Annotated in this window: 13 protein-coding genes; 10 read left to right on the top strand and 3 right to left on the bottom strand. The window is 45.8% G+C overall.

What is annotated here, in order from left to right:
* The 4 genes from H8S65_RS09840 to H8S65_RS09825 form a co-directional block, all read left to right on the top strand.
* A partial coding sequence (locus tag H8S65_RS09840) for a DUF6383 domain-containing protein (protein WP_222616267.1) occupies positions 1–264 on the top strand: 264 nt, incomplete at its 5' end.
* Between the two features lie 376 nt (positions 265–640).
* On the top strand, positions 641–1,318 hold the full coding sequence (locus H8S65_RS09835) for a FadR/GntR family transcriptional regulator (RefSeq protein ID WP_186929819.1): 678 nt from the start codon (positions 641–643) through the stop codon (positions 1,316–1,318).
* 4 nt (positions 1,319–1,322) lie between these two features.
* A complete protein-coding gene (locus H8S65_RS09830) occupies positions 1,323–1,676 on the top strand; it encodes an antibiotic biosynthesis monooxygenase family protein (protein ID WP_186929818.1) in 354 nt (117 codons plus the stop codon).
* 33 nt (positions 1,677–1,709) lie between these two features.
* On the top strand, positions 1,710–2,273 hold the full coding sequence (locus H8S65_RS09825) for a methylated-DNA--[protein]-cysteine S-methyltransferase (protein ID WP_255489152.1): 564 nt from the start codon (positions 1,710–1,712) through the stop codon (positions 2,271–2,273).
* 319 nt (positions 2,274–2,592) lie between these two features.
* On the opposite strand, the gene H8S65_RS09820 is transcribed toward H8S65_RS09825, so the two are convergent.
* Entirely contained in the window at positions 2,593–3,735 is a 1,143-nt protein-coding gene (locus H8S65_RS09820; RefSeq protein WP_186929817.1) for an acyltransferase, read from the bottom strand.
* A 24-nt stretch (positions 3,736–3,759) separates the two neighbouring features.
* The gene (locus H8S65_RS09815) at positions 3,760–4,884 is read right to left on the bottom strand and encodes a helix-turn-helix domain-containing protein (protein ID WP_186929816.1); all 1,125 of its coding nucleotides are present in this window, start codon (positions 4,882–4,884) and stop codon (positions 3,760–3,762) included.
* Between the two features lie 202 nt (positions 4,885–5,086).
* Here H8S65_RS09815 and H8S65_RS09810 point away from each other — a divergent pair, with 202 nt between their 5' ends.
* From H8S65_RS09810 to H8S65_RS09790, 5 genes are all read left to right on the top strand, one after another.
* Positions 5,087–6,043, top strand: coding sequence for a fimbrillin family protein (locus H8S65_RS09810; protein WP_186929815.1), 957 nt, complete (start codon positions 5,087–5,089; stop codon positions 6,041–6,043).
* Between the two features lie 275 nt (positions 6,044–6,318).
* A complete protein-coding gene (locus H8S65_RS09805; protein ID WP_186929814.1) occupies positions 6,319–6,879 on the top strand; it encodes an RNA polymerase sigma-70 factor in 561 nt (186 codons plus the stop codon).
* 85 nt (positions 6,880–6,964) lie between these two features.
* A complete protein-coding gene (locus tag H8S65_RS09800) occupies positions 6,965–7,924 on the top strand; it encodes a FecR family protein (RefSeq protein WP_186929813.1) in 960 nt (319 codons plus the stop codon).
* 224 nt (positions 7,925–8,148) lie between these two features.
* Positions 8,149–11,496, top strand: a complete 3,348-nt coding sequence (locus H8S65_RS09795; protein ID WP_255489150.1) for a TonB-dependent receptor — start codon at positions 8,149–8,151, stop codon at positions 11,494–11,496.
* A gap of 11 nt (positions 11,497–11,507) precedes the next feature.
* The gene (locus H8S65_RS09790; RefSeq protein WP_186929811.1) at positions 11,508–13,238 is read left to right on the top strand and encodes a RagB/SusD family nutrient uptake outer membrane protein; all 1,731 of its coding nucleotides are present in this window, start codon (positions 11,508–11,510) and stop codon (positions 13,236–13,238) included.
* Between the two features lie 357 nt (positions 13,239–13,595).
* Here H8S65_RS09790 and gadC read toward each other — a convergent pair whose 3' ends face one another.
* Positions 13,596–15,119: a glutamine/gamma-aminobutyrate antiporter GadC gene (gadC, locus tag H8S65_RS09785; protein ID WP_186929810.1), complete on the bottom strand. Its 1,524-nt coding sequence runs from the start codon at positions 15,117–15,119 to the stop codon at positions 13,596–13,598.
* A gap of 479 nt (positions 15,120–15,598) precedes the next feature.
* Between gadC and H8S65_RS09780 the strand changes: the two genes are divergently transcribed.
* Entirely contained in the window at positions 15,599–16,372 is a 774-nt protein-coding gene (locus H8S65_RS09780; RefSeq protein WP_186929809.1) for a potassium channel family protein, read from the top strand.
* The last annotated feature ends 31 nt before the right edge of the window (positions 16,373–16,403 follow it).

The raw sequence follows: 16,403 nt of genomic DNA, 5'->3' as shown, positions 1-16,403 counted from the left end.
GTAAACGTTCTTGAAGTCTCTGCAGACGATGTAGTTGCTACTGACAACGAAACAATCGCAACAGCTGAAGTAGCCGTTATCGCAGGCGAAGGCCAGGTAACGATCGCTAACGCTGCCGGCAAGAAGGTTGTTATCAGCAACATCTTAGGCCAGGTAGTAGCCAACACGGTTCTTACTTCTGACAACGCTGTAATCGCTGCTCCCCAGGGTGTAGTCGTAGTAGCTGTCGAAGGCGAAGAAGCTGTCAAAGCAATTGTAAAATAAAAGAAACACACAAATTCCCCTTGCCGGGGGATTGATCCCCCGGCAAAAGGAAGATATTTTATAATCAAATAATTCTAAAGTGTTTGGCCGTGTGCCGCGAAAACGGCAATTACCCTGCGACAGGCGAACAAGCGGTCAGATTTAATATTAATAATACTAAAGTATATTGAAATTTAAAGTTCAATGTAGCCTGTAGCCCTGTGAAGGACGAAAGCATACAGAAAACAAGCCCCGGAGGTGATCGACATCTTCGGGGCTTCGTTGTTTTAAGGACTGAACCTCTCAAGCATGTTTTTCAGAAAAAGAATTTCCTTTAATTTGTTCGATAAACAATAAATATCTACTTTTGCACAATTCATCAGATGATATGACTAATATGAAGACAAATTCTATTATTCAAAAAAAGTCTTTAGCAGAAGAAGTGGCAGAACAACTTCAAAAGGAAATCACGGAAGGGAAACTGAAAGAAGGCGATAAACTTCCCATCGAACCCGAACTTATGAAAATTTTCGGTGTTGGCCGCTCTACCATTCGCGAAGCTATTAAGATGTTATTAAATAGAGGATATCTGAGTGTCCAACAAGGGCGAGGCACGTTTGTTGAAAGTCAGATGCCGACGAGTGAACCTTTTGAACAGCGTTTGAAACGGGCTGACATCCGGGACTTGTACGATGTGCGCAAGATTTTAGAAGCAGCTATCGCCGAAAGAGCTGCACTACGTCGTACTGAACAAGATTTAAAAGAGATACAGAGATATGCCATGGAACGAAAGACTTCCGCCAAAGACGGCCTGCTGAAAGAGTGCATTGAAGCGGACATTCATTTCCATGTAGCTGTTGCCAAAGCAACTCATAATGAAATCCTGTTTGAATTATACAGGTCAGCTTCCGTTCATCTGCAGAAAGGTTACAGCCACATTTATGATGACACCAAACATTTCTTGGATTCACAACCCCTGCATGAGAAATTAGTTAAACATATCACAGATAGAAATGCTTCAAAAGCATCGAGCATTGCCGCCCGGTTTTGGGAAGATGCTGATCATAACAAATAATAAAATGGAAAATATAATTGTTTTATTCGAGGTTACATTAAAAGCCGGAAAGATGGAAAATTACCTGAAAACGGCAGCCGCTCTAAAAGAAGAATTGTCAAAAGCAGAAGGCTTTATTTGTGCAGAGCGTTTTTCAAGTCTTGCAGTAGAAAACAAAATACTTAGCAAGTCCGAGTGGAAAGATGAAGAAAGTGTAACGAAATGGAGAAATCTTTTAGAACATCGTATAGCACAAAAACAGGGACGAATGAATGATTTTATAGATTATAAAATAACAGTTGTCAATCCCATAAGATGCTATACAATGTGCTCACGGAAAGAAGCCCCTCAAGATTCGAACCAGTATTTCAACTTATGAAATACACTATTATTACAAAATAAAAAACTCCAAATGGAAAAAGAAGAAAAGATTAAAGCAGTCATGAATCGTAGACCTTCAAACATTATTCAGATACAGCGTTATCATTCTCCATGCGGAGATTTGATGCTCGGTTCGTTTGAGGGCAAGCTCTGTCTGTGCGACTGGGCTGTTGAAAAACACAGGGATATAGTAGATATAAGGTTACGGAAAGTCTTACATGCCAATTACGAAGAAAAAACATCGGATATTATCGAGGAAACCAGTAAACAGTTAGACGAATATTTTGATGGTAAGCGCAAGGTGTTCGATATTCCTCTGCTTTTTGTGGGTACGGACTTTCAAAAAAAAGTTTGGCATAAACTATTGGAAATCCCGTATGGCACTACCATATCCTACGGAAAACTGGCGACCCTACTGGACATGCCTAAAGCCGTTCGTGCCGTAGCCAATGCTAACGGGGCAAATGCCATTTCTATAATTGCGCCTTGCCACCGTGTGATTGGCAGCGACCACTCACTTACAGGCTACGGGGGCGGACTTGTTGCGAAAAAGAAACTACTTGAATTAGAATCGGCTGAAGATACATTGTTTTGAACGAATAATAAGAACCCAATAAAAAAGGAATGCCAATATTGACATTCCTTACCAGACACACATTTACCTCTTATTATTTCACACCATATTTCTGCATTCCATATTCGCCTAATATTTCAAGGCATCTGAGGCATTTCCTAAAAACCTTCTTCATAGCTTCTCTCTTCTTGTTTAAAACGACTTATACTAAACAAATCTGCATCTTTACCGCAGAATTATGTTTTACAACACAAAAGTAGAGCTAAAATGAATACGTTATTCATTTTAGCGTGTCTATTTAACATCATTTGCATAAATGCCCGTTTCTTGCCAAGCAGCCTTACCCGATGATATACTTCGCATGCGGCAACTTGCTCACCAGATAAGTGAACGACCAGGCGCAGGTAAAAGTCAGAACGGTCGAGACAGGGACCAGTGCCGGGACGGGCGTCCCGATCCACTGCGCGAACATATAGGACGGGCCGACAAAGAAATAATGCACGCAATACAAGCCGAAACCGCATTTGGTCAGATTGGCAAGGGCACGGCAAATGGCAGGCGAGGTAATCCGCACCTTCTGCACCAACAGGAAAACGGCAGCCGTCATCAACAACGCGTTAGGCGAACAATAGGTAAAGAACAGCTCCATCCCCTCCTCGCTCACGTTCGGATCGGATGTCATATAGCGAAAACCGGCTAATGTAATAAAATAGCCTGCCAGGAACAGCGGAACCGTCACCGACAAGGTCTTGCCGAGCGACCAGCCTGTACCTTTCCCTAAATAATGCCCTAACAGCAAATATCCGTTGAAACCGGCAAAATAGTAAAACAACCCGAACGAATTCCAAGAGCAAGTTCCGAACTGGTAACGCGAAACAAACTCCGTCAGATAAGGGATAAACAGCGAAACGAACCAAAGGGTCAGAAACACGCGCTTCGCCTTGTCCGACGCCTTTTCCACCCAGGCGGAGAAGACCGGCATATACAGATAAAGCCCGATCAGCACATAGATATACCACATCGGTGTCGCATAGACCGTAAACGTGACAGGAATCAAAGCAATCGTCTTCAACGCCTCCACAAACGAGGCCGAAGGGTCCGGCTCCCAAGGGAAAAAGTCTGTCACCAGTTCCGGACTGCCTCCCACCCACTGGATAAACCAGGGCGCCAGATCGAACAAGACAGACCAGATCAGGAATGGAAATAACACACGCGGAATGCGTTTCTTATAAAAGGCGGAAGCCTCCTGCCTGACAGGCAACAAAAGGAATCCGGTCATCATCACAAAAAGCGGCACACTGGCACGCAGCATGGAGCCGTAAACAGAACCCCAGAAATTAAATTCAGGATCGGCACGCGACTCAGGCGAAGCGTTAAACGGGTCGGTGCAATGAATGGCAATCACCATCAGGATTGCGACAAGACGAAGAACATCCAGCCAGACAATATGCGATCTGGCAGTAGTAGTTTGAACAGTGCTCATGGCAGAATAAAGATCGTTATTTGTTTACTTGCTATTCTTATACTCCGACGGAATCGTACCCGTACACTTCTGGAAAGCCCGCCGGAACGTACTAATCGAATGGAATCCGGAACGTTCGGCAATCTCCTGTATACTGGCATTGGGCTCGGCCTCCATCAGACGTTTGCTCTCCTCGATCCGGAACTGGTTGACATAATCGGAAAACGATTGTCCCAGCTCCCGGTTAAACAGTTGGGAAAGATAAGAACGGCTGATAGGAAAGACCCGTTGCAAATCCGTCAGGCGTAAATCTTCGCGAAGATACGGTTTTTCTCTTTCAAACCATGCATTTACTTCCTCAGCATAGCGTTTACCGAGAATCTTGTGTTCATCGTCATCGTCACCCGCATCCTGCTCCTGATACGGCAAATCCCATCCGTCCTTAAAGGAATGTTCCAGGACAACGACCTTCAGGAATAGCGCCTTATAGAAGAAATAATACCAGGCAAACAGCAGTACCGTTTTGTCGATCACATACATTAAAGGCGTATCGGTTAGCAATAAAACAAGATAAAAGCCATACATGACAATTAGTATTATCATGGTTTTCTTTAACCATTCCAAATCATATTCTTCCGGATCGGAAACATTCTCTGCCAAGAAAACCTTGAAATCTTTACTGTACCGTGCTATCAGATAAACAGGCAAAACCATATAGAATAAGGTCAGCAAAAAGACCGTCATACGGAGCAAAACATCCATATTAAAAAATTCAAACACCTCACGTACCGAATAATAGGTATGAATTTCACCTCCGGACAAACGGTAGGTCAGATAAGCCAAGCCCCCGAAAATAACAGGACTGATAAATAGAAAAGATCGTTTGCAGGTAAGATAGCCAGGCCGTAAAACCTCGATCACATAACAGGCGAGCGTTGCCGTCACCAAAGCGCCCATGATCAGGATATCCGGATGGAAAGCCTCTTTGGGTTCATGCAGATAAAGGTTCACAGACAATCTGATGACTGCCAGGAAAGCCCACAAAAACATGCCCCATCCCAGAATCTTTTTCGCCCGGTTATCACCGGCCCGAAGCAACAGGGTGATTCCCCCGAAAATACAGAACCCTATGATTTGTAAGCTTAATAAAAACTGAATTTTGTCCAACATAATATATCCCTCGTATTAAGTAAACAAATTGAAGCATTAAATAGTTGATATGAAGCATTAGTAGACAATTTGACGCCTGTAGACAATTTGCACCCTGCGGTTTTATACGATTTCATCGTGGTTTTATACCGAATGCACTCTCTACCTCCCCAAACTGACTGATCTTTGCACCTGTAATCATTTCACAAAAATAACACAAAGAATGGATAAATTACTACTATTTATGATGATGACGGTTAGTATTTTTAGCTGTACAAACGACTACGATCCGGGACTTATTGAAAATTTAGGCATAAAAGAGCAACCTTTAAGAATAATAACAAAGGTGCTGACAACAAAGTCACCCAATTTTATGCAAGAATTTACAAAAGGGTCGGTTATCGGGTTGCATGTTGTCTCGGAAAACACCGGCAATATCTACGATAGCAATCCGGATTACAAAAACGTACGGGCTGAAGCCTATTTGGTTAACAACAAACTGAACTGGAGCCAGTCACCCACAGTCTATCTGCGTGAGGAACCGGTCAGCGTTTATGCCTATTATCCGTATCAATCGCAAGTAAACTTCGACCCGGAGAATATTCCGGTACGCATATCGCCGGATGCTTCCCTGACGAAAGATTACATGTACGGTATACAGGCCAGCGGACAACGGGCGGTCAACCGGATTTCCCCGGTCGCGCTGCTCAATATGAATCATACGCTTTCGCTCCTGAGCTTCCAGTTGCGCCTGACACCGGAAACGGAAGGCTGTTTCCTGCTCCACGCCATCCAGATCGGGAATAAAGCCGGCGGAACAGCCCTCTGCTTCAGAGGCAGGATGAATATTAAAACCGGAAACATCGGCGGATGTGCCGGGACGAATGCCTCCACCCGTCTGAAGCTGAACTCTCCGCGTATGCTGAAAAAGATACCGGACGAGCCGCAGCAACTGATGGTGATCCCGACATCGCATATCAGGACAGACGGAGATGTGGAAGTGCTCTTCACCATCAATGAAACGACATTCAAATATAAAGTTCCCGCCGATACGAAGTGGGAAAAAGGGAAAAGATATATATACGACCTCCTTTTCAACGGTAAAGACATCACTCTCGAAAATGTTAGTACCAGTGAATGGCTTCCCGTTGAAGGAAATATGGAAAATATGATTCTGTAGTGTAAGTTTTATTTTATGTTTTGGTTATGTTAGGTGTAACAGCCGTGGCAAGCTCTATCCCTCCGCTTGCCACCGGCTAATACGCCGAACTTTACTACTCAAAAGGCATATGAAAGCGCCCCCGCCCATCTTATCCCTTCTCAACTTATCGCCAACAACACACCTCTATTCAATTTTAACCAGAGCGGGGCCGCTTTTCATCTCACTTCTCGCGCCAATCTCATATTTTTATTTATATTTGCTACCAGAAGCGTATGGAATACAAATATAAATAAATGTCTCATAGGGAAATACATAGCTTTAATACTTTATACACACGGTACTACAGGAAAGCCTTCCTGTTTACGAAATCGTTTGTACATGATGAATCCGTAGCCGAAGACATTGTATCCGACGCGCTGATCAAGCTATGGGAAAGCCTGAAAGAAAAAGAAACGGACTATACCGATGCCTTGCTGCTTACAATCCTCAAAAACAAATCGCTCGACCATCTGAAACACGAGGCCATCAAGGCAGAAGCCATCCATTCGATGAGCAACATGAGCCAGCGCGAACTGGAAATCCGTATCTCCACCTTGCAGGCATGCGATCCTGAAGAAATATTCTCCGAGGAAGTGAAAAAGATTATCGCAGACACGCTGGCGACCCTGCCCGAACAGACACGCCATATATTCATCATGAGCCGTTTCCAGAACAGATCGAATAAAGAGATTGCAGCACAGTTAGGTATCTCGGTAAAAGGCGTGGAATATCATATCACAAAAGCGCTCAAGCCGTTACGCCTGAGGCTGAAAGATTATCTGCCCGTTTTATCTTTTTTACTTTTAATTGAATAATCTTCGTTTTCCGGTTAGGGATGTTCGTTTCCGAATCGTTTTATTAATAAGAGGGCGGAAAAATCTGCCTCCTGGAGAGAAAATTATGGATAAGGAGATATTACATAAATATATTATTGGCGACGCAAGCCCCGAAGAAAAGGAGGCCGTTACCCGATGGGTAGACGCCGATAAGGAGAATATGGAAGAATATCTCGCCTTACGCAAACTCTATAACATAACGATCTGGCAACAGGAGCCGGCTCCTGTTGCCTCAGAAATAATTTCTGAGGTACGGAAACGCCGGACATTATGGTCGATCGGGCGGGAACTACTGAAAATAGCCGCCATATTCGCCATTGCTTTTTCAGTTGTGTCCATATATAACAGACCGGAGCCGGAACCTGTCCGGCAGGAAGCTATCATGCAAACGATTTATGTTCCTGCCGGACAGCGTGCCGAACTGACACTGTCGGATAGCACGAAAGTCTGGCTGAATGCTAAAACGACCCTGACTTTCCCCAGCCATTTCGAGGGCGATAACCGCAGCGTCACGCTGGATGGCGAAGGCTATTTCAACGTGACCCACAACAAAAACAGACCGTTCATCGTCAAGACCGAGCAGTACGACATAAAGGTTTTAGGTACGGAGTTCAATGTCCATGCCTATAAAGGAAATCCCGTCTTCGAGACCGCGTTGCTGAAAGGTTCGGTACAGATCGAATCGGCCAACCACCGGGACAATCTCCTCCTGGAACCCAACAAAAAGGCCTACATGGAACACGGGCAGCTTAAAACCTCCCCGATCACCCAGTACAATTATTTCCTGTGGAAAGAAGGGCTGATTTGCTTTGACGACAACACGATCAGTGACCTGTTCAAGAAGCTGCAACTCTATTTCGATGTCAACATCATCATTGAAAACACCCGAATCCTCAACCAGCGCTACAGCGGCAAATTCCGAACCAGCGACGGGGTGGAACATGTCCTGAAGACCTTACAGCTCAGGACAAAATTCAAATACGAGAAAAAAGACGACAAGGAGAGTACAATCATAATAAAATAAACAAGAGTTATTAACATCTTAAATCTATGCTGCCTATGGAGAAAGGAAAGAATACATAAAAAAGCCGGAACGCGCTACCGACACACTCCGGCTAAGTCAATACCAGACAGGATTTTAATTATCTTAAGTATTAACTAATACAAGGCTATAAATGTATGAAAAATAATTTATACAGGGATTTCTATATCCCATTAAAAATGACTAACAAACATATATTGCGCATTATGAAAATAACCTTTGCATCTCTCTTCATTTTCATAACGGGGCTATTCGCTACGGAAGCCAGCTCGCAAGTTGCCAAAGTTTCCATCAACAGCGAAAACATAAATATCCAGGTGCTGATCAATCAAATCGAACAGCAAACGGATTACCTGTTTATATTTAATAAGAACGAAGTAGACCTTACCCGTAAGGTTTCCGTACATGCAACCAATCAATCCGTTGCAGACATCCTGCAAAACATATTCAAGAACACCGATATTGTCTATGCCATGCAGGGAAACAGCATCATGCTGATGAAAGGGGAGAAAACAGAAAGCCCCGTCGTCATGCAGTCGGTCAAGAGAATCACCGGGACGATCACCGACGAATACGGTGAACCGCTGATCGGCGTGAACGTATCCGTAGAAGGCACGAGCAACGGAACGATCACCGACGGATCCGGCCATTTCTCACTGTCTGCCTCTCCGGGCGAAACCATCCAGATCTCTTACATCGGATATGCTACCCGCCGTATCAAATTAGGCAACGAGTCGACTCTCAATGTCCAGTTGAAAGAAGATACCCAGGCTTTGGAAGAAGTGGTAGTGGTCGGTTTCGGGACACAGAAAAAGGTCAATCTGTCGGGTTCGGTGGCTTCGGTCGATATGAATGAACTGGCTGAAAGCCGCCCGATCACGAACGTGACAAACGCCTTGGCCGGTGTCGCAGCCGGTCTGCAAGTAACATCATCCAACAACCGTCCGGGCGATGACAATGCCAGCATCCTGATTCGCGGGCAGGGTACTCTCAATAATGCCGCCCCGCTGGTGATAATCGACGGTATGGAAGGCGAAATGAGCAGCCTGAACGTGCAGGATATCGAAAATATTTCGGTACTGAAAGATGCCTCTTCAGCCGCTATTTACGGTTCTCGTGCCGCCAATGGCGTAATCCTGATCACGACTAAATCCGGTAAATCGGGTAAACTGTCAGTTTCTTACAACGGATATGTATCTTTCCAGAGCATCCGTCCGGGAGTATTAGACCCTGTAAGCAACTATGCGGACTATATGGAATATATCAATAGTGGATATGTAAACAGCGACATGGCTACCCCGTACAGTTCCACGGCTATTTCCGAATGGAGAAGCGACAACGGGCAAAACCCGCTGAAATATCCGAACACGAACTGGATCGACGCGGCTTTCCAGAACGGCGTAGGAACCCAGCATAACCTGTCCATGAGCGGAGGTACGGACAAAATCCAGTTTTACGGCGCTTTCGGTTATTTCGATAATCCGGGAGTATTGGAAAATGCCGGTTACCGCAAATACAATGCCCGCACGAACATTACCGCCCAGCTGACCTCCTGGTTGAAGATGGGTATCAATGCCAGCGGTTTTGTTGGTAAAGCCGATCCGGGAAATGCCGGACAAACTGCTACCGAAGCAGGCGAACAAGCCTCTGTCGGAGCATTCACCTGGGGCTGGGCGACTTCTCCCGCCATGATCCTGAAGCATGACGGACGTTACGGAGGTATCCAGAACCCGGAAGACGACGTGTCCGAATCCGGAAACAATATCCGGTTGGCTCTGAACTCCACGACAGGAAGCAACATCACCCGCAATGTTAAATCCCGCTTTTTCATCACTTTGCAACCGATCAAGGATTTATCGGTTACAGGATCTTACTCGTATGAATATACCGGACAAAGCGTGAAGACAATGCCTGTTTTCAACGATATATGGAATTTCGGAACGAACCAGATCATGTTTTACGGCGAAGGACAAAGTTATATCACTCAAAAGCAATATGACCGCGAACGCAACTACATGGACGTCGTAGCCAACTACAACCATCGTTTTCTGGATGACCGCCTGGGATTACAAGTAATGGCGGGCGCAAGCCAGGAACAATACCAGTATGAATGGCACACCGTCAGCCGCAAGGACCTGACTGTTCCCAATGGAAGCGTATTAGATGCCGCAAACGGTGAAATCAGTGCAAACGGTAACCGTACCCAATGGGTGATGCGTTCCTACTTCGGACGTATCAACCTGGACTGGGAAAATAAATATCTGGCCGAGTTCAACCTTCGTTCCGACGGTTCCTCCCGTTTCCTGTCCGACCACCGCTGGGGTTACTTCCCTTCCGGATCACTGGCATGGCGTATCGACCAGGAAGCTTTCATGGAAGATGCCGAATGGCTCGACAATCTGAAGATTCGTGCTTCTTACGGTGCATTGGGTAATAACTCGGTTGGCAACTATTCTGCTATTTCCAGCTATGGAGCAGCTAATTACATCCTGAATAACGCGGTCAACACCGGTTGGTCCATTACCGCACTGGCAAATGCCAACCTGACTTGGGAAAAGACCAAAGTAACCGATATCGGTTTCGATTTCGGTGTTCTGAACAACCGTTTGTACGGAACATTCGACTGGTTCAACAAGCAGACAGAAGGAATCTTGATCCAACTGCCGTCTCCATTGGTGCACGGTGCAGCCTCGACTCCGACCTCCAATGCAGCACAGGTTACCAATAAGGGTATCGAACTGTCTTTAGGTTGGAGAGACCAGATCAACGATTTCAGCTACAGCATCAACGGAAACTATATGTATGTCACGAATAATGTGGACAAATTCAAGGGCAAAGATTATAGTTTGGACGGAATCTATATGACCAAAGAAGGCGAAGCCATCGGTTCGATGTACATGTACGAAGCAGACCGTATCATCCAGACAGACGAAGACTTGGCAATCGTCAACAACATGATCGCCAAGAATCCGGACGCATTCAGCAAACTGGGAGCGACTCCGGGCAAAGGGGATATCTTGTTCAAAGACCAGGATGGAGACGGTATCATCGACCCGAACAAAGACCGCAAAGTTGTAGGCAGCACGATCCCGAAACATACATTCGGCCTGACATTGTCTGCCGCTTACAAAGGAATCGACTTCTCGATCTTCATGCAGGGCGTAGCCGGTGCAAAAGGGTATCTGAATGAGAAATACTTCAGCACAAGCGTACAGAGAGGCTACCAGATCACGAAAGAGATCGCCGAAAATAGCTGGGCGGAAGGCATGACAAACGCCAAATATCCGCGTTTGACCTACCAGAACGCCATCAACAACCAGGCAAACACGCTGTGGATACAGAATAAAAATTATCTGAAGATACGGAACATCCAGTTAGGATACAGTATCCCGAAGCATTTGCTGAGCAAGATTCAATTACAGAAATTGCGTATCTACGGGAGCTTGGAAAACTTCTTTACGTTCACAAGCTACAAAGGCATCGATCCCGAACTGGATCAGTTGACCTACCCGACCATGAGACAGGCAGTTATTGGTGTTAATATAGAATTTTAAATATCAGGATCATGAAAAAATCAATTAAACATATAGGCTTAACAGCTCTATCGAGCCTCCTTCTATTAACAGGATGCTACGACATGGATCAATATCCTGCCGATAAAGTATCGAGCGGTTCTTTCTGGCAGGACGAAGCTGATGCGAAAGAGGGCATGATGGGGATCTACAGTTCCCTCAAAAAAGATGATGCTTTCGGCATATATTATACTCGCGATTGTTTGGCAGATATCGGTATCGGGTTGAACTGGGGCGTTTATGGCTTTATCGAAGTAGCCCAGGGACAAAGCAATTCGACTACCGGTTTGTTCAAAGACATCTGGAAACGCATGTACGACGGGATCGCACGTTCGAACACCCTGATCACAAATATAAAACGCGTAGATATGGACGAAAGCCTGATCAACCAGTATACCGCCGAAGCCCGTTTCATGCGTGCCTTTTTCTACAACGAATTGTTGAACCTCTACGGGGGCGTACCCATCTACGACGAAACAACCGAGGTAGATAAAGAATACGATAATATGTACAAAACCCGGAATACGGAAGAAGAAGTGCGCAACTTCATTCTGGCCGATCTGGAATATGCCTGCTCCACTCTTCCCAAGGCATGGGACGATGCCGATAAAGGACGTGTCACCAGGGGTACGGCATACGCCCTGAAAGGAAAAGTCCTGCTCTATAACAAACAATACCAGGATGCAGCAACGGCCTTTGAAGAAGTCTGCAACGGTGGTTACGGCTATGCCCTTTATCCGGACTATGCCGGACTGTTCAAACCGGGTGGAGACGAAAGCACGGAAATGATCTTTGCCGTCCAGAACCTGGGCGGGGCAAGTACTGCTTACGGCATGCCGGTCCATTATATTGCCAACCGGGCTTCTTATGGAGGTTGTATCAACTGCCTGGTTCCATCGGTCGAACTGGTGGATATGTATGAATACAAGGATGGACGGCCGTTCGACTGGGACGAGCTTTTCCCCGGCTTCTCGACAGACAACACGGTGAAGGAGAATGTATTCTACAGCACGTTTGATGCGGACGGCAAATACGTAGCCGAATATCCGGAAAGTGTCGCAACTTTGCAAAAGATGTATGCAGAACGCGATCCGCGCATGGAATCGACTATTATCCTGCCTTACACAGCCAACAAGTATAAAGGGTGGGTAAACAATGCCGCCAAAGATTGTGAAATGATTATCGCTCCATCGAACCCGTCAAACGAGACCAACGGATACGTACGTAATGCTTTCGGGCATAACACCTATCTGTATCGCAAATTTGTCCCCGAATATGACATGGACGGATTGATCACGGACCGTTTCCATTCGCCGACTAATTTCCCGCTGATCCGCTACGCAGACGTATTGCTGATGCTTGCCGAATGCTATAACGAAAACGGCAACCAGCCAAAGGCTGTCGAGTTGATCAACCAGGTACGCCAAAGAGCTGGCATCGCGCTCCTGAACTCCGGACCGTCATACTTGCAGGCAACGGGTAAAGAACAGGTATTCGAACGGATCAAACACGAAAGGGCTATCGAATTCGCAGCCGAAGGCATCCGTTACAATGACTTGAAACGTTGGGGCTTGCTGATCTCTATGACAGACAACCAGGCACAGGTAGACGTTGTGGGAAAAGTCCTTTCCACCAAAGCGACTGAAGAGAAATATAAGCTCTGGCCGATCCCGCAGGAAGAAATAGACATGAACGAGAATCTGGTACAGAACACAGGTTGGTAAAACCTCACGAAGTATTAGAAACTGTTTTGATTTTTTCGCCCCATGATTTGAGATGGCTTTTTGAGGCAGATCCGTCACTCTGATGAGGAAGATAGCGGGCTATCTGACGAAGAGGAGGGACGGATATGACTGAAAAGACGCTCAAAGCATAGGCGAAAACAACAATAAAATAATAAATAAGGCTGTTTGTAAAAAATCAAAACAGTTTCTTAGTCTTTAAATAACAAGAGGATGCATCCAAAGCCCCTTGTCCCCGTGCTTGGCGCGGGAACGGGGGAGTTTTGATACATCCTTTTGTTTCATTCTATTGCCAATAAAGCATATCACTTGCCAGAGGCAAACCCATCGCGCACGGATTTACGCCTTAGGGGACGTTCCGGAGGAGGATGCGCCTGCCGTATTGCTGCTGCCGGTTCCTTGTACCTGTTTGTCGACTTCCCAATGGAACGGTTCGAACTCTGTATTCGGATCCACCCAAGACGGTTTCTTGGCAGCATAGATGATGAACGGAGCGGCTACCACCACGATAGCGCCGATAATCAGCACGGCAAACCAAACGGTATTGTTACCTGTAGAAATCTGGCTCGGCGGGATAAAGCTCAGGATGAAAGCGAGCAATGAACCGCAGAAACCAAGACCGCCGATAAACCACATCAGCCCGTTGCCACTCTTACCGATACGGAACGGACGACCGGCTTTCTTCATCCGGTAACGCAATGCGATCGCACCGGAGAACATCAGCATGTACATAATCAGGTAAAGGATAACCGTCAACTGCGACAAAATCTGATAGAAACTCTGCACGGAAGGCATGACCACGAACAGCAAGCTCAGGAATGTAACAGCCAAGCCCTGGATCAGCAGGATATTTTTCTGTACGCCCAACTTGTTTGTTTTCTGGAAGAACGGAGGCAGATAACCGGCTTTACCAACGGCAAAGATACCTTTTGACGGACCGGCAACCCATGTCAATACACCAGCCAGCACACCGAAAGCCAACGCAACGGCGATAACGGGCGACAGCCAGGAAGCATGGATAAACTTGAAATAGTTGTCGAAACCGACCAGCAAACTCTGTGTCAGGTTAATATCCTTCTGCGGGATAATGATACCCAATGCGAATGTTCCCAACACGAAGATCAAAACGGTAATCAACGCACCGATAAACACTGCCTTCGGATAGTTGACGGAAGGGTTCTGCACATCTTTCACGTGAATACCGCCCATTTCCATACCGGCATAAAAGAGGAAGATACTGGATGCAAGCACCAGGTTGTCGAACTTCGTAAAGTCGGGGAAGAAATTTCCGTGGAAATCCATATTGGAATGACCGCCGGAAGCCAGATACACAACAGCCAAGATAATCAGCAAACCGGCAGGGATGATCGTCCCGACGATACCACCTACTTTAGCCACCTTACCGACCCAGCTCAAACCCTTCAAAGAGATAAACGTCGCAAGCCAGTAAATAATCAATACCACAACCAGCGTGTACATTTTGTTTGAAGCCAGCGTCATGTCGTGCGCATCGTTCATCCCGATAAACGCGATGGAAACGGCCCCGAAAGTCAAAACGGTCGGATACCAGATCGTACTTTCGATCCATTGCACCCAGATAGCTAAGAAGCCCCATTTCTTGCCATAGGCCTCTCCTACCCATCGGAACACCCCACCCTGTTTATCCTGGAACATGGCGGCCAACTCGGCTGCCACCAACGAGGTAGGAATTAAGAACACGATTGCTGCAAACAGATAATAAAAGGCTGAACTCAGTCCATACACAGCCTCGGCCGGCAGTCCGCGTAGTGACACGACTGCCGTAACATTCATAATCGCAAGAGTAAATACTCCAAGTTTTACTGCTTTTCCAATATTTGCCATGAATTTTACTATTAAAATGTGAATTTTGTTTTGTTTAGTTTCGCTCGTATTGACAGTATAACAACTCCTTTTTGTGTTAGTTTGTCAACTGTATGTAAAACTTGGTTAATTAACAGACAAGTGTTAAAAACAAAAGGTGTCATTTTGTTGTTTCATCGGATAAAATATAAATGATGATTTATCAGCGAGCTAACAAACGAAGTTTGTCTCGTGACTGAAGGCTCTCTTTTGCCGTCTGATTCAGCAGACGGTTTAAAAGATTTAGAGGCAAAGCCTCTTCCTCTGTGGACTTCAGTCCCTTTCATCTATTGTATTTAAAGGGGTTAAAACCCACAGAGGAACCGGCAAAGCCGGAACAATCATCTATCCGTCTGCTGAAGCAGACGGCAAAAGAGAACCTGCGGCACAAGACGCTGCCTTGTCTGTTTGCTCACCCATAAATCAACATTTACCAAATAAATACTAAATATTTAAAGATAATGAGAACTGCATTCAACGACTTTTTTTATGAAAAGCGGGGCATTTACGGAGTGCTTCATGTGATGATATTGCTACTCTCGCTTTTTCTTATTGTTGATATTTCGATCGACACGTTCAACAACATTCCGTTTATCACGCAAACGTCGTATCTGAAGACGCAGTTCTGGATCTGCATGTTCTTCATCGCCGATTTCGTGTTGGAGTTCTTCTTATCAAAACATAAATTACACTATTTGCAGACTCACTTTATCTTCCTGCTGGTTTCGATTCCTTATCTTAATATTATAGATTACTATGGTTTCACTTTCTCGGCCGAGGTGACCTATTTCCTGCGTTTCATCCCGCTTGTACGCAGCGGATGGGCACTGGCGATCGTCGTAGGCTGGTTGACCTCCAACCGGGCTTCCGGGCTCTTCGTCTCCTACCTGACGATGTTGTTGGCGATGGTCTATTTCTCCAGCCTGATATTTTTCGTGCTCGAACATAAAGTGAACCCCGAAGTCAGGGATTACAGCGACGCCCTCTGGTGGGCTTTCATGGACGTGACGACCGTCGGCTCGAACATCATCGCGGTCACGCCTACAGGCCGCATCTTGTCGGTCCTGTTAGCCGCTCTCGGCATGATGATGTTCCCGATCTTCACCGTCTACGTCACAAGCCTGGTGCAGGCAGCAAACAAGAAAAAAGAAGATTATTATAATAAAACGCATCCTGCCCCCGCCGGACAAGCAGTTGATGCCAAACCGGCCGACCCTACTCAAATAAACAAATAAATTCAAGATCACTTATTGTAAAAAACAAGTT

Origin of the sequence: Parabacteroides hominis (assembly GCF_014287585.1) — a bacterium.
In the GTDB taxonomy this organism is placed as follows: Bacteria; Bacteroidota; Bacteroidia; order Bacteroidales; family Tannerellaceae; genus Parabacteroides; species Parabacteroides hominis.
The sequence above is the reverse complement of the archived record's forward strand: the minus strand, read 5'-3'. Positions and strand labels throughout refer to the sequence as shown.